The sequence below is a fragment of the Sphingobium sp. GW456-12-10-14-TSB1 genome (assembly GCF_059424385.1).
In genome coordinates this window covers 888595-905682 of the sequence record NZ_JBWKZI010000002.1, presented here as the reverse complement: position 1 = coordinate 905682, position 17088 = coordinate 888595, and the positions used below count along the sequence as shown (strand labels likewise).

Genomic DNA, 17088 nt, shown 5'->3' with positions numbered 1-17088 from the left:
CCCATGCCCAATACATGCAAACATTATATCGATGGCCAATGGGTCGACAGCCAGGGGGGGCGCACGATTGCGGTGATGAACCCCGCAACCGATGCCAGCGCGACAGACATGATCCTTGGCACCGCAGCCGATGTCGATGCCGCCGTGATCGCCGCGCGCCGCGCATTTGAGACCTTCTCGCTCACCAGCAAGGAGGAAAGGATCGCGCTGCTGGAGCGGATTATGGCGGAATATCAAAAGCGCATCCCCGACATGGCTCGCGCGATTGCGACCGAAATGGGCTGTCCCATCTCGATCGCGCAGACGGCGCAGGCTGGGTCGGGTCTTGGTCATCTGGCGCAGTCGCTCGCGGCGCTGAAAGACTATGAATTCAGCGAGAAAATCGGCGACAACAGGGTGGTGCGCGAAGCGATCGGCGTGGTTGCGCTGATCACGCCGTGGAATTGGCCGATGAACCAGATCGTCGCCAAAGTTGGCCCCGCCCTGGCGGCAGGCTGCACGATGATCCTCAAACCCTCCGAGGAGGCGCCCAGTTGCGCCGCGATCTTTGCCGAGATCATGCACGCCGCGGCTGTCCCGGCCGGTGTGTTCAATCTGGTGCAGGGCGATGGCGACGGGGTCGGTACGGCACTGGCGAGGCATCCTGACATCGATATGGTGAGTTTCACCGGGTCGACGCGTGCCGGAATCATGGTCGCCAAGAACGCAGCCGATACCGTCAAGCGCGTCGCGCAGGAACTGGGCGGCAAGTCACCCAACATCATTTTGCAAGGTACGCCGCTGGACATCGCTCTGCCCGGTGGCGTGGGCGGCGTGCTGCTTAACAGCGGCCAGAGTTGCGTCGCACCGACGCGCATGCTGGTGCATCGTTCCCAACATGACGAAGCGGCACAAAAGGTCGGCGCCATGTTCGCGGCCAAGAAGGTCGGCGATCCGCAAAGCGAGGGCGACCATATTGGCCCAGTCGTCAGCCAGCGCCAGTGGGACCGCATCCAGTCACTGATCCAGACCGGGATTGACGAGGGCGCAACGCTGGTAACAGGTGGCCTTGGTCGTCCTGACGGGATGGATCATGGCAGCTATGTACGCCCGACGGTGTTCGCCAATGTGACGCCGGACATGACGATCGCTCGTGAGGAGATTTTCGGCCCTGTGCTGGTGCTGATGCCCTATGACGATGATGAGGCAGCGATCCGCATCGCCAATGATACGCCCTATGGCCTTGGCGCCTATGTCGCGGGTGATCCGGCCCATGCGCGCAAGTTCGTCAGCCGCCTGCGGGCGGGCGCGGTGTTCGTCAACGCGGGCGGCCTGGCCTTCGACATGCCCTTTGGCGGCTACAAGCAATCGGGCAATGGCCGCGAATTCGGCCGCTTCGGGCTGGAGGAGTTTCTGGAAGTCAAGTCCGTCATCGGCGCTCTGCCGGAAGGGGTGGATTGATGGTGGCCGGGACGTCCTGCTGCTGTCCACGCACTGCATGAAGATCGAGGACTGACGGCCGCTTCCTGCGAGCGGCCGTCAGTCCTGTGGCATCAACACTACCGGCTTGATCACCGCCCCGCTTTCCGACGCGGCAAAGGCAGCTTCCAGATCGGCAAAGGCATAGCGCTTGATCAGCTTCTCCAGCGGCAGCCGACCTTCGCGATAATAAGTGATCAGGCGCGGGATGAATAGCTGCGGGTCGATGCCCCCTTCCACCACGCCGACAATCCGTCGTCCCATGCTCATGATGGATGAAGGGTCGATCGTGAAGCCGCCCGGCGGATAAGCGCCGACCAGCGCCAGCGTGCCGCGCTGTGCCAGCCGATCGACCGCAAGGCCGAGCAGCGCCGGGACGCCGGTGGTATCGGCGATATGATCGAACTGTCCGTCAAGCGCGGCCAGATCATCGCCTGTCTCGGTCGCGCCCAGTTCGCGCGCGAGCGCAAGGCGGCTGGCATGGCGATCAATCACCGCAATCCGTCCCGCGCCCGCAATGACCGCCGCCATCAGGGCCGACAGGCCGACGGCGCCGGCACCCAGTATCGCAATCGACTGGCCGGGTTGCACCTGTAATGTTTCCAGCACCGTCCCTGCGCCGGTCTGCACTCCGCACCCCAGAGGCGCCAGAATGTCGAGCGGCAGGTCGCGATCGATCCGCACGACATTGTCGCTATGGGCAAGAGCATGGGTGGCAAAGGATGACTGGCCGAATATATTGCCGCCGATCCGCTCGTCCCCACGCCAGATGCCGCCCTGCCCCGGCGGCGTCACGCCCAGAAAGTTGCGCGGCACAAATTCCGCGCAATAGCCGGGCTGATGATCGTGGCAGGCGCTGCACGCGCCGCAACTATGAAAGCTCAGCAACACATGATCGCCTGGTGCGACCCCATCCACGCCTGGCCCCACGGCATCGACGACGCCAGCGCCTTCATGGCCCAATATGACGGGGAACGGGATAGGCAGCGCCCCGTCGCGCATCACCATGTCGGTATGGCAGATGCCGCAGGCATGGAGCCGTACCCTGATCTGGCCCGGCCCAGGCGCATCCATGGCCAGTTTTTCGAAACGGAAGGGGTTGCCAGCCCCCTCCACCACCGCCGCGTCGATCGCGATGCTACCCATGATCAGAATTCGAACCCGAAGCGAACATACCATTCGCGTGGACGGTTATAGGTGCCAAACATAGCCCCCGCCGCGATGTTCGACCCGCCGGATGTCAGGAAGCGCTTGTCCGTGAGGTTGGTGCCGCCCGCCGTGAGCGACCAGTGGCCGTCGGGTTCGCGATAGCTGATCGAGGCGTTCACGATGTCGGTCGATACACGCTTGAGCAGCAAGGTCCGCTGCGTATCGTTCCACGCGCTGGACGTATAGGTCCAGTCCGCCAGCAGCACCACCGATCCGCCATTGCCCAGCGTCGCTTCATAACGCGGACTGAGATTGACCTTCCATTTGGGCGTTTTGGGGAGAGATTCGCCCACCAAAGTGCCCGCCTGGAAGGGGTTGGCTCCGCCGACAGCCGCAGCCCCTGCCGACACCGACGTATATTGGGCGTCGATATAGCCGATCGCGCCGTTGATCGTCAGGCCATCGACAGGCGCCGCAACCATTTCCAGTTCGAACCCGCGAATACGCGCGTCGCCCGCATTGGCAATGGTTGGCGACGTGCCGATCTGAATATTGAGCTGAATGTCGCGATATTTGGTCGAGAACAACGCCGCATTGAGTTGCAGATGGCGGTCGAGCAGCGTCGACTTGATGCCCGCTTCCCAGGTCGTCGCCTTTTCCTCGTTAAAGTCGGGTGCGACATTGCCCTGCGGGTTGGTGAGGCGCGTGGTCCAACCACCCGTCTTATACCCCTTCGACCAGCTGCCATAGAGCATGACATCTTCCGACGGGTGGAGTTGCACCCCGACCTTGGGCGAAAAATCGCTGAATTTCTTGCGATTGACGCCCGGCGTATAGACGCGCACCGGGTTGGTCGGATCAGGATAGCTCAATCCCACCTGGCATGGGATCGGCGCCAGCGGAAACGGGCCGCCGGGGAAGATATTGCCATTGGCGTCGGCGCAGCCGAACAGCTTATAATTAAACCCGTTCAGTTCCTGCTGCCCGCCTTCGAACCGCTTGCGTTCATTGGTGTAGCGCCCGCCGATGGTGATGCCGATCAGGTCGATGGGCCGATAGTCGATCTGGCCGAAGAAGGCGTAATTTTTGGTGCTCAACTGGTTGGGGCCATCGACCTGCACCAGACCTTCGCCAAAGGTCACATAGTCATGCAGGTCGCCCGCTTCCTTGAAATAATAGGCCCCCAGCACATAGCGCAGCTTTTCATCGAACGCATTGCCGAGCAGCTGGAATTCCTGGCTGAACTGCCACTGGTTCATGGTGAAGCTGAGTTGCAGGAAGTTGAGCGGCGACCCGTCGGCATCCAGCCCTGCATTCCAGTGCAATTCACGATAGGCCGTGATCGATTTGAGCGCGATATTGTCGGCCAGATCGAAGTCGACAATGCCGCTCAACCCCCAGCTTTCCAGATTGGAATAGCTGTTGCCGCTGGCATAGCTGCGGTCCTTGTTGGCAATCAGGTAGGGGCCATCCCAGGGCAGCCGGTCATTCGCCGGGTTGCCATCGACATTCGCGCTGGCGACGCTGGCCAGCTGGAATTGCGGATTGAACTGGGTACCCGATACGCCGCACAGCGCCTGCGCGTTGCGCGCCGCAATTTCCGCGCCCGTGCTGCCGATGCAGAAATTATACAGGCCGGCAAACAGGAAGCCGGTAGTCCCGGTCGGGTCGAAGGCCGTACCGGGCAGGTTGGTCGTGCCAGCGAAATTGCCGGGTACGAATTCAGCCGTGCCGATCAGCTTGTTGGCGGACGTCCCCTTGTCCTTGCTATAGTCGCCGGAGAAGGTCGCCCGCACAGCGCCGCCATTGTCCCAGCGCAGCTTTCCGCGCAGGTTCCAGTTGTCGTTGGCCCCTTCCTTGTTGGCGCTGTCATAGCCAGCGGCGGAAAAGGCGGTGAAGGGGGGCGCATTATTGGCGCGCTGGTCCGGATAGCGCAGGCGCTTGAGAAACCCGTCGCGCGACTTGATGCCAAAGGTCAAGGCAGAGCTGAGGCCATCGGTGATGGGGACGGTTACGGATCCGCGCGCCTGGAACAGATTGTAGCTGCCCACCGTCACATCGCCCTTCGCCTTGAACGCGCTGCCCGGATCGGCAGTGACAATGGAGATCGAGCCGCCGATCGTGTTGCGACCAAACAGCGTTCCTTGCGGCCCCTTGAGGATTTCAACCCGTTCGACGTCCAGCAGATCCTGGTTCGCGCCGACGGTACGGGCGAGATAGACGCCGTCCAGATAGATGCCGACGCCCGGATCGATGTTGAAGGCGAAATCGTCCGAGCCGATGCCACGAATATAGGCGGACAGCACGGCGGTGGAGCCGGAGAAGGGCGTGCCTGCGTCCAGATTGACGTTGGGGGTGATAGCCGAGAGCTGCGCCACGCTGCCGACGGCCCGTTCCTGCAAGGATTCAGAGGTAAAGGCCGAAATGGCGATCGGCACGTCCTGCACATTTTCCGCGCGTTTCTGCGCGGTTACGACGATTTCGGCGATGCCGCCGCTTTGTTCGGCATCCTGCGCCATTGCTGGAGTTACGACCAGCGCGCTGGACGCCATCAGCATCGCAATCATGGACTTGCCCATCTTCATCTCCCCTGGAACATCGCGCCTGTATCGGCGGCTTGATGTCCTGATAGGCGCTATGGAGGCAAAGGTCTTGGATTCAGACGAACCTGTGATCAGGACGCAAGCGAACGCCCGTTGGTGCTTCGCCATTGGCTCGGCGCGACGCCAAAATGCTTGCGAAAACAGCGGGTGAAGAAGGCGGAATCGTTAAAACCGACTTCGAACGCAACGTCGGTAATCGTGCGTCCATCATCGCACGCCAGCAACGCGGCGGCGCGTTCGAGGCGTCGCACGGTGATGAAGGCGGTCGGCGTCAGCCCGACCTGACGGACGAAATTTTTCTGCACGGCGCGCGGCGACAGGTTCAGCGCCTGGCCGATCAGCGCCGTGCCAAGGTCGGGATTGCCCAGATGTTCCAGCGCATATTCAATCGGCGAGCGCAGTTGATGGATGGATGGCCTTTCCAATGTGCTGCGACGGCACATCATCTGCGCCGCATCGGCCAGCAATATCCCGGCATCGTCATCCAGATGATCAAACTGGTCGCGCTGCGACCACAGGCCGTGGAGCATATGGGCCATGAACAGGACATGGGGGTTGGTGGACGGCAACAGGCAACCATGCCAGTCGCGCCCCGCAATATCATCGCCCATCATCGCAACCGGTATTTGCAGGATCAGGCAGTCGTTATACTGCGAAATGTCGATGGAATAGGGGTGGCGGTCATCGGCGATCACGATGTCGCCCACGCGGGCAATACTGCTGCGATCGCCGTGCAGCATGGTCACCGACCCGCGATGGAGCAGATGGAGCAGCAGATGCCGTTCCTCTCCATCGGTCGCGATCCGGCTGACCTGCGCCCGTTCGCTGCGTGCCCGCGCCAGCCCCACGCCGCCCAGGGACCAGCGCGCCAGATCCGCCTTGATGCCTTCGGGCGCGTGTGCGGTCATGCCGGGGAAGGCTTCGGCAACGACCTCTCGCCAGAAACGCTGGCGACGCGGTGGCGGCACCAGCCGGGTGGAAAAACGCTCGACCGCGCTCAGCGGACGCACTCCACACGATCTAGAACATCATGAGCCATGCCCTGCATCCCTCTCTTCGCCCACCGCGACGCTATTGCTGGTCGTCAGCGAGTCATCCCACAGGACGAAAAAGTATCCCAAGCATACGAAACTGGCAATATGGCCGATATATCACAGGCTACCAACGCAGTAGGCCGATCAATTCCCTGCGCCATGGCCAGAGCAGGATGGCGTTGAGCAATAGCGTGACGATGCCGAACGCATATTCGACTACGCCCGGATCCAGCACGAAATTCCAGTAACCGATCACGACATTGAGCGGCACGCTGGCCAGCGCGGCAGGCAATACCGCGCGGTTCGCCAGCACCAGCAGCGCCACGATCACCTCCATGATCTTGATCCAGGCGAACAAGCCGCTGTGGATCAGCGCCAGGGTGAATTCCTGCGCCAGCGGCGTGTTGCCCAGCGGCTGAAGATCGAAGGGGGTGAAATATTCTACCCCCGAAAACAGGAACCACCCCCCATAAATGATACGTGCGGCGGTATAGGCGGCCCCCTGCCCCCGCCCCTGCGCATCCAGCACGATTATGCTCAAAAGCCGCTGGGCGTGGCGTCGAGCAACATGGTCTTGGTTTCCAGATAGGCGTGCAGGCCTTCCACCCCGCCCTCGCGCCCGATCCCCGATTGCTTGAAGCCGCCAAAAGGCAGGCCGAACTCCATCTTCATGCCATTCTGCCCAAATCCGCCTGCGCGGATGCGACGGCCGATGCGATAGGCGGCATCGGCGTCATTGGTCAGCACCGATCCATTCAGGCCAAAGGCGCTGTCATTGGCGATGCGGATTGCATCCTCCTCATCATCGGCGGGAATGAGGCACAGCACGGGGCCGAAAATTTCCTCCTGCGCGATGCGGCTCTTGTTATCCACATTCGCGAACAGGGTGGGTTCAATGAAATAGCCGCTGTTCATATGGGCAGGCCGGTTGCCGCCGGTCACGAGATCGGCACTTGCGCGACCCAGCGCGACATATTCCTCCACCCGTTCAAGCTGGCGCTTCATCGCCACCGGGCCAAGCTGTGTATCGGGCGCATCGCTATGGCCGATGCGGATGCCCTGCATCACCTTTGCAATGGCGTCGGCCAGTTCGTCATGACGATGGCGCGGCACGATCGCACGCGACAGCATGGCGCAAACCTGTCCGCTCATGATCGTGATGGTGTTGCCCAGGATCGCAGCGGCGACCTCTATGGGAAAATCGTCGCGCACGATCGCTGCCGATTTGCCGCCCAGTTCCAGCGTGCAACGCGCGACCCGCCCGGCGCAGACCTCGCCGATCCGCTTGCCCGCCAGCGTCGATCCGGTGAAGGTCACCTTGTCGATGCCGGGGTTGCGGACCAGATGGTCGGATGCGTCGCGTCCCGCCGCGACCAGATTGACCACGCCGGCCGGCACCCCTGCCGCTTCCGCCGCTTCGGCTATGATATAGGCTTCCAGCGGGGTCTCCGGCGACGGCTTCATGATGACGGTGCAGCCTGCAACCATGGCATAGGCGACCTTGGACGACATGATGCCATAGGGCGCGTTCCAGGGCGCGATCGCGGCGACAACGCCAGCGGGTTCCTGCGCAACTATCGCCGTATGGACCTGGCTCGCCGGACGTTTTTCGACAAAGGGAAAGCTGTCGGCATAGCCTGCGATCGCCATGAATGTTGCGGTCGCACCGCCAGTCATGATTGGCGCAAAGCTGGCGAGGCCACCGACCTGCGCCGTCCAGGCGGCGGACAGTTCAGGCGCGCGCTTGCCCAATTCTTCACCCATCCGCCGCACGATCGCGCCACGCTCGGCAGGCGCCATGGTGGACCATGGGCCATCATCGAACGCCGTGCGGGCGGCAGCGACGGCGCGGTCCATGTCCGCTTCGGTCCCATCGACGACGCGGGCAATAACCGCCTCGCTGTTGGGCGAAACGATTTCGATCATCCGGTCAGCCGTCGATTCGACCCATGCGCCACCAATGAACAGCTTGTCGGGGTGGGCGATATGGATGTTGTCGGGAACCATGGTCTATCCTCTTCCTGGCTGGCGCACTACGCCTTTTCAGCGGCACACTATAACGGTCGTTATTATTATCGCAACCCGTTCGCTCGTTTTTTAGCGCTTGACAGGCTGGGGTGGCGCCAACCAATTATATCATTCGTTACGATAAGCGCTGCGCAATGCCCACAGAGAGGAACGCCGATCCATGACCCGTCCGCAGGACATGGGCATAACGCCATCTTTTACCCCGCGGCTGATCCTGTCATTGCTCCTGTGCGGGCTGGTCCTGTTCGTCGATGGCTATGATCTGGCGGCGATGCCGCTGGCGTTGCCCCATATCGCAAAGGCACTCGACATTCCGCCCGCCCGCTTCGGCTTTGCCCTTTCGGCGGTATTGCTGGGCCTGGGCGTCGGCGCGGTTTTGCTGGCGCCGCTGGGGGATCGCTTCGGCCGCCGCCGGATGATCACCCTCTCGGTCATCTGTATCGGCCTGTTGACCATGGCGACGGCCAGCGGAACGAACATCGCCAGCTTCATCATATGGCGCTTGCTGACTGGCTTGGCTCTGGGCGCATGCCTGCCCAACGTCACTGCGCTGGCCGCGATCTGGGCGCCGCCGGGGCGACGCGCAAGCACGTTGACGATCGTATCGCTCGGCATCTCCTTTGGCGCGATCGTCGCGGGCCTGATTGCGCCGCCGCTGATCGCGCTGGGCGGTTGGCGCGCGCTGTTCCTGTTGCCGGGCGCAGCGACATTGCTGCTTGCGCTCGCCCTGTTCCTGCTATTTCCCCCCGAAAAGAAAGCAGAGCCCGGAACTGACGCCCGCGCTGTCCGCCCACTTGCCCGCATATTGCGCAGGCCACTCCGATTCCCGACGATCGTTTTTGCATTACTCTATGGTATCAATGCTTTCGGCCTCTATCTTATCATCAGTTGGACGCCGACCCTGCTGCCGCAGGCGGGCTTCACGCTGGATCAGGCCGCACGATCGATCACCATCATCCAGTCGGGTGGACTGGTCATCGCTCTGGCGCTCGCCTGGCTGATTGATCGCAACCATGCCGTGCTGGCGCTGGCGGGTGCCTATGTCACGATCATCGCGGCTTTCGCCCTGCTGGCGATCCTGTCTACCGGGACTTTGTCGACCAACCTGCTGCTGCTGGTGGCGGGCGGCGGCATTGTCGGGGTCCATCTGTGCATCATGGCCGTCGTCACCGGCGTCTTTCCGCCCGATTGTCTGGCCACCGCCATTGGCTTTGGCGTCGCAGTCGCCCGTATCGGCGCCATAGGCGGGCCGCTGGCCGGTGGCTGGCTGATCGGCAACGGCGCGGGTCCGGGGTCCTTCTTCCTGTTCGCGATCCTGCCGATGGCGCTTTGCCTGCTGATCACATTCGCCCTGCCCGCCGCACGTCGCGCTGGCCAGTCCGGATGCGATCACCCCTAGTCGATCAGGCGCGAACCAATGGCAAAGCGCAGCCCGACGACCCAGGCGTCGCGGATGGTCGGGTCAGCGCCGGGATTGTGGACATATTGCAGGTTGGGCTGCACCGTGAGCCATGGCGACAGCGGCGCACGATAGGTGATTTCGGCGACCGATTCAGTGCGCTGCGCGGCACTGCTTCGGCGATAATCGGGGGATGTGGAGGCGGTCACCACCGCCAGACCAAATTCGTCCTCCGGCCGCCCGTTCACCGCGCCTGTCCATTTTACGCCCAGACTGGCGAACCGGTCGAACATATTGAACCGCCCGCTTGACGTCCCAAGCCGGAAGAAGCCGTCCACCTTCTCATCGCCATCGCTCATCAGCGGCATTTCCCCACGCAGATAGACCCCGGCATTGCCCCGCCCCATGCTTCCATCCCAGGCTTCGAACGTCGCTGTGTAGCGCCAATGCCCCAGCAACAGTCGCGCGCCGGCAATCGGCACGTCGAGTTCACCGATCAGCAGCGCGCCATCGCCGTTACCCAGTTTGATCGCGGTGCGGGCAGGATGGTCGGGATCGCCCGGTACCCCGTCCAATATCGCCGCGCGCACAGCCCAGCCCTCGGCCGGCTGCCATTCGACACGCGCGGCCAGCGATGTCGATGGGAAGATCGACGGACCATTGCGACCCGTCAGCGAAATATCGCTGCCGATCCCATGCGCGCTGCCGACGAAAACGCCAGCGGCATCGAGCGCATCAAATTCCGAGTTGAGATCATATAATCCTGCCTTCAGCGACAGGCCGGGCGCGATCGTCTGGTTGATCCAGGCTTCATATAGTCTGAACGCCCGCGTCCCCGTTTCGATATTGCTGACTGCGTGCACATCCCCCACCGCGTTGGAGATCGACGCGCCATTATTGTAGAGGCCATAGACATGCGCCTCGGCCCCGCGCCAACCGAGCGTCGCCTCCAGATCGGCCTCCAGCACTATGTCGAGATTATCGAGATAGCGCGCGCGCCGCTTCAATCCGCCCGCTACATTGGCCATCAGTTCGCCGGTATAGGTGACCTCCAGCAGCACCGGCCCCTGCGTCTCGTCAATCTCTCCCGCCGCATGGATGTGCGAATGGGGTCGCCGCGGCAACGCATCATCCGCCGCAGCGGCCAGCAACAGAAAGGGGGCGATCATCATGATGGTAAAAGGGCCGGTACGCAGGTCATAGCAACAGGAAGAATAAAGGTCGGGCTGCGGCGTCGATAACGGATGATCCTCGCCAGACGCCATAGTCGACTGAAAACCGACCCCATTTCAGCATGAATATGCGCCAGACCCTCAGCCATCGATTGACGCCCGGTGCAGGACGCCATAGGCGCACCGACAGTTTCAACCCACGGGGTGTCCTGGCGCTGTCAGGGCTGAGAGGCGGATCGGGCGCAGGGGGCGTCCAGTCTGCAAACCCGCGAACCTGATCCGGCTCACACCGGCGGAGGAATAGGGATATGCGTCTTTACGCCATTATGTCGCCTGCCATATCGATCGCACTGCTACTGGGTTCAGGCTACGCCCATGCGGACGACAGCATCGTCGTCACCGCGCGTGGTCGCGCAGAAGCCGAAATCCGGGTGCCCGACACGATCGCCGTCTATGGTCCCGCCGCCATCGCCGCGCAGCGCCTGACCACGATCGACGATTTCATCGCGGCAACGCCCGGCATCTTCATCATCAACGATCAGGATCCCGGCACCAACCTCATATCCGTGCGGGGCGTATCCACCAACCGCAGCCAATCGCCCTCTATCGCCTATATTGTCGACGGATTGGCGTTGCCCGATTCCGAACTCTTCACGCTGCGCCCCTATGATCTGGCGCGGGTCGAGATTTTGAAGGGGCCGCAGGGCGCCTTGTTCGGCCGGTCGGCATCGGGCGGGGCCATCGCCATGACGACCAACGATCCCGGCCCGGACTGGGGCGGCGAAGCAGCCGTCGGGATCGGCAACGGCCTGACCTGGACCGCCGATGGCGTGGTCAACGCCCCGGTGTCGCAACAGGTGCAATTGCGCCTGGCCGGTTCCTATCGCAACAGCGACGGCTTCATCCGCAACAGCTTTCTGGACAAGAAGGTCGATGGCAGCATCAGCCGCAATCTGCGCCTGAAGGCAAAGGTCGCGCTGAACGAAACCGCTACGTTCCGCTTTCGCCTGGGCTGGGCCAACGAAGAAGGCGGGGCGGCCTATATTTCATCGGGCAATGTTACTGGCCTTTATGGCGGGCGACTGTCGGGTGCGGCATTGACCGACCCGTTCGGGGATTTTGAAGGGCGGGCATCGCGTACATGGTGGGGCGCGCAGGCCAGCTATGAACAGGAAGCGGGTGACGGGCTGCTCTTCACATGGACTGGCGGCTATGACGATTATCATAAGGATTTCGTTGAAGAACTGGATTTTCGCAACGACAAGCCATTGACGCTGTTCGGCGCGCCATTATTCCCGGATGGTATTCAACCCATCTCCCAACCTGTTGATATAAAAGCCTGGACCAGCGAAACCCGTCTGACGTCGCGCGGCGATGGGCCGCTGCGCTGGCATGTCGGCCTGTTCTACCAACGGCTGGAGCGCGACCGGACCGATGATTTCGGGCCGCTGCTGTTCGGCAGCGAAGCGCTGCGCGCGGAAACCCGCTCCAGCCAGATCGGTGTTTTCGGGCAGGCGAGCTACGACATTGCGCCACAGGTCGAAGCCACATTGGCGCTGCGCTATGACCGCGACCGGCGCAAGGAAGATACGGTCGGTACTGCGAGTGGAACGACGGTCGCGCAACGTGCCCGGACGTTCGAGAAATGGCAGCCCAAACTGTCCCTCGCCTGGCGCCCGACCGATCATCTGACCGCCTATGTCACTGGCGCGATCGGTTTCAAGGCGGGCGGCTTCAACCCCCTGCCCGGCCCGACCGATGTATGGCAGGCCGTGTTCCCGGCCGAAACCACCCGCTCGGTCGAGGCGGGCGTCAAGGGTGAGAGCGCGGATGGGCGTATTCGCCTGTCGCTCGCGGGCTTCATCACTGACTATGACAACTTCCAGAACACCGTGTTCCTTGGCAATTCGGTCGTCCTGTCGGTGCCACAGGTCGATGTCCACGGGATCGAAGCGTCGGCGCAGGCGGCGCTGGGCGCGGGCTTCAGCCTGGATGGTGGGCTGGCCTGGACCCACAGCCGCACCAGCACCTATTTCACGCCCAACCCCACGCCAGAACCAGGTGAACCCGCTATCCTGAACATGAGCGGCAAGCGCACCCCCAACGCGCCCGACTGGACCATCAACAGCGGCATTGGCTGGCAGGGTGCGGCCGGACCTGCGACTGTCAATGTTCGGCTTAGTGTCGCCTATGTCTCACGCGTCGATTTCGAGATCGACAATATCCTTCATTCACCTGGCTACACCTCGGTTGATGGGCGTATAGGCGTCAGCCACGGGGCATGGACGTTCGACCTTTGGGCCAAGAACCTGCTCGACAAACGCTGGGCGATCTCGGCTTTTGGCCAGCAGCAATTGCCGCTACTGCTGGGCCTTGGCCCTGATGGACCGTTCGACAGTTTCACCATCAACACCGGCCGCCAATTTGGCGCCAGCGCATCCGTGCGCTTTTGACGAAGGACATGGCGATGGGCTTTTGCGATCAGATCTGGGCAGACGTCGCCCCGTTGCGGCAGGCTATCCTGGCCCATCCATTCCTGACCGCGCTGGCAGACGGAACATTGCCACGCGATAGCTTCCAACATTATATCGTGCAGGACAGCCTCTATCTGGCTGAATATGCCCGCACATTGGCGATCGCCGCGGCCCGCGCGCCCAGTGCCGCAGGGCGGCTGGAATTTTCCGACGGCGCGAAAGTTGCGGTGCAGGTTGAAGAAGCGCTGCATCAGGCCTTCTTCGCTCAGTTCGGCGTCAGCGCAACCACAGCGCAGGGTGCCGAGCCAACCCCCTCCTGCCTTGGCTACACCAGCTATCTCGCCAGCCTGGCCGCGACCCGCAGCTATGAGGAATTGGTCGCTGGCATCCTGCCCTGTTTCTGGGTCTATTGGGAAGTCGGCTGCGCCATCAAGCCACGCGCCGTCAGTCCCAACCCCTATGCGCCATGGATCGAAACCTATGCCGATCCCGGGTTTGGCGCGGCGACCGACCGGGTTCGCGCGCTGGTGGACGAAGCGGCCGCCGCCACGACTCCGGCGGTGCGCGACGCCATGGCCCGCGCCTTCCGCAACGCGACCCGTTATGAGTGGATGTTCTGGGATTCGGCCTGGCGCCTGGAAAGCTGGCCGGTCTGATCCGCCAATAGTCCGCTGGCCCAAGCGGGGGGAGCATGGCCATTCTGGCGTCCGGCATGTTGCGGCGGATGGACTGGGCGTTCGCCTCGATCAAGCGAGTGGATGCGGGCAGACAGGGCATATTGCCCTGTGTAAAGAAGCGTCATGACACAGACGAACCCCCTGCTCGATTCCGGCCTGCTCCCGCGTTTTGGCGACATTCGGCCCGACCACATCCTGCCCGCCGTCGAAACGGCGATTGCCGATCATCGCGCGGCGATGCGGCGCTGTGCCAGCGCGCAAGGCTATGATGCGATATTTCTGGCCAAGGATCGCGCCGATGCCGCCCTGTCGCGGGTATGGCAGACCGTGTCCCATCTGGTCGGGGTCGCGAACACGCCCGAACTGCGCGCGGCGCATGGCGACGCGCAGCCGATGATCGACAGCTATTTTGCCGAAGTCGGGCAAGATCGCGCGCTCTATGACGCGCTGGCCGCCATCCCGCGCGACGGGCTGGACGAAGCGCAGGCACGCGCGCTAGCGCTGACATTGCAAGGGTTTGAGCTGTCTGGCGTGGGCCTGGACGGCGCGGAGCGGGAGGCCTTTGCCGCCAACAGCGTGGCACAGGGACGTTTGGCGACCGAATTTGCCAATGCGGTCATGGACGCGACCGAAGCCTGGACGCTGCACGTCACCGACCCCGCCCGACTGGCAGGCGTGCCGGAAAGCGACCGCAACGCCATGGCCCGCACGGCGGAGGAGAAGGGCCTGGATGGCTGGCTGATCGATCTTCACGCGCCGTCGGTGCGCGCGATTACCGGCTTTGCCGACGATCGCGATCTACGGCACACCGTTTATGAGGCCTATGGCACCCGCGCCTCCGATCAGGGGCCTCATGCCGGGCAGTTCGACAATAGCGACCGGATTACACAGTTGCTGGCGTTGCGGCAGGCGGCGGCGGGGCTGTTGGGCTATGCCGACCCTGTCGCCTTGTCGCTCTCCACCAAAATGGCGCGCGATGGTGAAGAAGTCGATGCATTTCTGGTCGATCTTGCCCGACGCGCCCGCCCACATGCGGAGCGGGAACTGGCCGAACTGGCGAAATTCGCGCAGGCGCAACTGGGTATCGACCGGTTGGAGCCTTGGGATATAGCCTATGCGACCGAGCGAATGCGGCGCGCGGTCCATGCCCTGGACGAGGCGGAAATTCGCGCACATCTGCCGCTCGCGCGCATATTGGACGGCCTCTTTGCGCTGGTCACCGAACTGTACGGGGTGGACATCCGACCGGCCGACGGCGCGCCGGTCTGGCATGAGGATGTGCGCTATTTCACCGTGCATGATGCCGATGGCGCACCGATAGCCGCGCTCTATTGCGATCTGTTCGCTCGCGCTGGCAAGCGCGGCGGAGCATGGATGGACGTGTGTCGCCCACGCTTGCGCGAAGCCGAGACGGTGCACATTCCCATCGCCTATCTGGTGTGCAATTTCGCCAGCGGCAGCGCGGATCGCCCGGCGCATCTGACCCATCAGGAAATGGTGACCCTGTTCCACGAAATGGGCCATTGCCTCCATCATCTGCTGACGCAGGTGGATGTGCCATCTGTCGGTGGCATATCCGGCGTCGAATGGGACGCGGTGGAACTGCCCAGCCAGTTCATGGAGAATTTCGCCTGGGAACCCGCGATGTTGCGGCGCGTGTCCGCGCATGAGGAAAGCGGCCGTCCACTGGACGAAGCCATGATCGCAAGGATGCTGGCGGCGCGGCGTTTCATGGGCGCGGTGGCGCTGCTGCGGCAGGTCGAATTTGCCCTGTTCGATCTGCGCCTGCACCAGTCGGCAGCGCAAGAGGATGGCCCGACAGTGCAAGAGATTGTCGCTGCCGTGCGCCAGGATGTGGCAGTGATCCACCCTCCGGCATGGCACCGCTTCTCGCACAGTTTCAGCCATATTTTTGCGGGCGGTTATGCCGCTGGCTATTACAGCTATTTGTGGGCCGAACGCCTGTCGGCCGACGCCTTTGAAGCCTTTGCCGAGGATAAGGCAGATCGCGCCGCGCTGGGCGGCCTCTTTCGCGACCATGTTCTGGCGCGCGGCGGATCGCGCCCGGCAATCGACAATTTTGTCGCCTTCCGCGGACGTCAACCCGATTCCGCCGCCCTGCTGCGCGCGCTGGGACTGGCGGCGTAAGGCCGTGTATCATCCACAAAAGTAATGCATAACCGGCGTCGCTCCTGCGAGAGACGCCGGTTCGGCCAATTAGCCGTTGAGCTTGTCCTTGACCGCCTTGGCCGGGGTAAAGCCGAGTTTCTTCGACGCAGCAATCTGAATGGTCGCACCGGTCGAGGGGTTGCGGCCTTCGCGCGCCGGCGAGTCCTTCACCTTGAACTTGCCAAAGCCATTGAGCGACACTTCTTCACCCTTGGCAGCGGCATCGGCGATGGCGGCAAAAACACCGTCGACAATCTTGCGAGCATCCGCCTTGGTGATGCCGTTCGCCGCGGCAATGCCGTCGGCCAGATCGCTATTGTTCATAAAATGCCTTCCGTATGGGAGTTATTGCCATGCCCGCATAACCAAGGCTGAGGCGCTGGTCCATATGCCACGTTGCGCAAACTTGGGCTTTGCGGGCAGTTTTGGCCGATTTTCATGCCGTTGCGCCCCTTTGCGCAGGTTTCGGGCGGGCCAGGGGACGTGGACCGCGTGGTTTCGCGCATTCGTCATCGACTCTGGACTGACAGGCATGTCGGGGGCTTTGCCATGGCCCCCGGCCTATCTCCTGCGCCAGCTTCAGGCGCGCGCGGCGGTAATGATTATTTCGACCTTGTAATCGGGCGTCGCCAGTTTCGCTTCGCCGGTCGCGCGTGTGGGCGCTGCAACCTCTGCGATCCAGGCGTCCCATACCGCATTCATTTCGGCGAAATCAGCCATGTCGGCGAGCCAGATCGTAGCGCGCAGGATATGCGCCTTGCTACTGCCCGCCAGCGCCAGCAGACGCTCAATTTCCGCCAGCGCAGATTGGGTCTGGGCGGTCACGCTGTCGCCTTCGCCAACCTGGCCCGCCAGATAAACGGTATCGCCATGAATGACAGCCTCGCTCATGCGCGGGCCGGTTTCGATGCGGGTGATGGTCATG

The 17088-nt window shown here is 62.7% G+C and carries 13 protein-coding genes and 1 riboswitch; of the genes, 5 read left to right on the top strand and 8 right to left on the bottom strand.

The features are described from left to right. The first annotated feature begins 3 nt into the window (after positions 1-3). The gene (locus AC07X9_RS21345) at positions 4-1440 is read left to right on the top strand and encodes an aldehyde dehydrogenase family protein (protein ID WP_026002264.1); all 1437 of its coding nucleotides are present in this window, start codon (positions 4-6) and stop codon (positions 1438-1440) included. A gap of 78 nt (positions 1441-1518) precedes the next feature. Here the strand turns inward: AC07X9_RS21345 and AC07X9_RS21340 are convergent, their stop codons facing one another. The 5 genes from AC07X9_RS21340 to AC07X9_RS21320 all read right to left on the bottom strand — a co-directional run bounded on the left by AC07X9_RS21340 (position 1519) and on the right by AC07X9_RS21320 (position 8251). Beyond that, a complete protein-coding gene (locus AC07X9_RS21340) occupies positions 1519-2604 on the bottom strand; it encodes an NAD(P)-dependent alcohol dehydrogenase (RefSeq protein ID WP_017182416.1) in 1086 nt (361 codons plus the stop codon). Between the two features lie 2 nt (positions 2605-2606). Continuing rightward, positions 2607-5192: a TonB-dependent receptor gene (locus AC07X9_RS21335; protein ID WP_086486367.1), complete on the bottom strand. Its 2586-nt coding sequence runs from the start codon at positions 5190-5192 to the stop codon at positions 2607-2609. 89 nt (positions 5193-5281) lie between these two features. After that, entirely contained in the window at positions 5282-6220 is a 939-nt protein-coding gene (locus tag AC07X9_RS21330) for an AraC family transcriptional regulator (protein ID WP_017182414.1), read from the bottom strand. Positions 6221-6368: 148 nt separating this feature from the next. Further along, positions 6369-6773, bottom strand: a complete 405-nt coding sequence (locus AC07X9_RS21325) for a hypothetical protein (protein ID WP_241763616.1) — start codon at positions 6771-6773, stop codon at positions 6369-6371. Between the two features lie 8 nt (positions 6774-6781). Next, the gene (locus tag AC07X9_RS21320) at positions 6782-8251 is read right to left on the bottom strand and encodes an aldehyde dehydrogenase (protein WP_086486368.1); all 1470 of its coding nucleotides are present in this window, start codon (positions 8249-8251) and stop codon (positions 6782-6784) included. A 181-nt stretch (positions 8252-8432) separates the two neighbouring features. Between AC07X9_RS21320 and AC07X9_RS21315 the strand changes: the two genes are divergently transcribed. Continuing rightward, the gene (locus tag AC07X9_RS21315; protein ID WP_017182412.1) at positions 8433-9671 is read left to right on the top strand and encodes an MFS transporter; all 1239 of its coding nucleotides are present in this window, start codon (positions 8433-8435) and stop codon (positions 9669-9671) included. On the opposite strand, the gene AC07X9_RS21310 is transcribed toward AC07X9_RS21315, so the two are convergent. Further along, positions 9668-10843 carry a carbohydrate porin gene (locus AC07X9_RS21310; RefSeq protein ID WP_244917277.1) on the bottom strand — a complete coding sequence of 392 codons (1176 nt, stop codon included), beginning with the start codon at positions 10841-10843 and terminating at the stop codon, positions 9668-9670. The two genes, AC07X9_RS21315 and AC07X9_RS21310, sit on opposite strands and share 4 nt — an antisense overlap. A gap of 190 nt (positions 10844-11033) precedes the next feature. After that, a riboswitch (TPP riboswitch) is annotated at positions 11034-11161 on the top strand. On the opposite strand from AC07X9_RS21310, the gene AC07X9_RS21305 reads away from it, so the two are divergent. The 3 genes from AC07X9_RS21305 to AC07X9_RS21295 all read left to right on the top strand — a co-directional run bounded on the left by AC07X9_RS21305 (position 11152) and on the right by AC07X9_RS21295 (position 16142). Continuing rightward, a complete protein-coding gene (locus AC07X9_RS21305) occupies positions 11152-13296 on the top strand; it encodes a TonB-dependent receptor (RefSeq protein WP_241763614.1) in 2145 nt (714 codons plus the stop codon). It overlaps the preceding riboswitch by 10 nt. A 14-nt stretch (positions 13297-13310) precedes the next feature. Next, positions 13311-13973 (top strand): thiaminase II, encoded by a 663-nt coding sequence (tenA, locus tag AC07X9_RS21300; protein WP_286867756.1) that lies wholly within the window; start codon positions 13311-13313, stop codon positions 13971-13973. Between the two features lie 144 nt (positions 13974-14117). Continuing rightward, positions 14118-16142, top strand: coding sequence for a M3 family metallopeptidase (locus AC07X9_RS21295; protein WP_017182408.1), 2025 nt, complete (start codon positions 14118-14120; stop codon positions 16140-16142). A gap of 69 nt (positions 16143-16211) precedes the next feature. On the opposite strand, the gene AC07X9_RS21290 is transcribed toward AC07X9_RS21295, so the two are convergent. Together AC07X9_RS21290 and AC07X9_RS21285 are read right to left on the bottom strand one after the other, a co-directional pair. Then, on the bottom strand, positions 16212-16487 hold the full coding sequence (locus tag AC07X9_RS21290) for an HU family DNA-binding protein (protein WP_017182407.1): 276 nt from the start codon (positions 16485-16487) through the stop codon (positions 16212-16214). 255 nt (positions 16488-16742) lie between these two features. Further along, positions 16743-17087 carry a RidA family protein gene (locus tag AC07X9_RS21285; protein WP_017182406.1) on the bottom strand — a complete coding sequence of 115 codons (345 nt, stop codon included), beginning with the start codon at positions 17085-17087 and terminating at the stop codon, positions 16743-16745. Position 17088: the final 1 nt, after the last annotated feature.

Excerpts from the sequence above, each read along its gene's own strand:
- AC07X9_RS21345 (WP_026002264.1), top strand. The coding sequence starts at position 4 with ATGCCCAATACATGCAAACATTATATCGATGGCCAATGGGTCGACAGC.
- AC07X9_RS21340 (WP_017182416.1), bottom strand. The coding sequence starts at position 2,604 with ATGGGTAGCATCGCGATCGACGCGGCGGTGGTGGAGGGGGCTGGCAAC.
- AC07X9_RS21335 (WP_086486367.1), bottom strand. The coding sequence starts at position 5,192 with ATGAAGATGGGCAAGTCCATGATTGCGATGCTGATGGCGTCCAGCGCG.
- AC07X9_RS21320 (WP_086486368.1), bottom strand. The coding sequence starts at position 8,251 with ATGGTTCCCGACAACATCCATATCGCCCACCCCGACAAGCTGTTCATT.
- AC07X9_RS21315 (WP_017182412.1), top strand. The coding sequence starts at position 8,433 with ATGACCCGTCCGCAGGACATGGGCATAACGCCATCTTTTACCCCGCGG.
- AC07X9_RS21310 (WP_244917277.1), bottom strand. The coding sequence starts at position 10,843 with ATGATGATCGCCCCCTTTCTGTTGCTGGCCGCTGCGGCGGATGATGCG.
- AC07X9_RS21305 (WP_241763614.1), top strand. The coding sequence starts at position 11,152 with ATGCGTCTTTACGCCATTATGTCGCCTGCCATATCGATCGCACTGCTA.
- tenA (WP_286867756.1), top strand. The coding sequence starts at position 13,311 with ATGGGCTTTTGCGATCAGATCTGGGCAGACGTCGCCCCGTTGCGGCAG.
- AC07X9_RS21295 (WP_017182408.1), top strand. The coding sequence starts at position 14,118 with ATGACACAGACGAACCCCCTGCTCGATTCCGGCCTGCTCCCGCGTTTT.
- AC07X9_RS21290 (WP_017182407.1), bottom strand. The coding sequence starts at position 16,487 with ATGAACAATAGCGATCTGGCCGACGGCATTGCCGCGGCGAACGGCATC.
- AC07X9_RS21285 (WP_017182406.1), bottom strand. The coding sequence starts at position 17,087 with ATGACCATCACCCGCATCGAAACCGGCCCGCGCATGAGCGAGGCTGTC.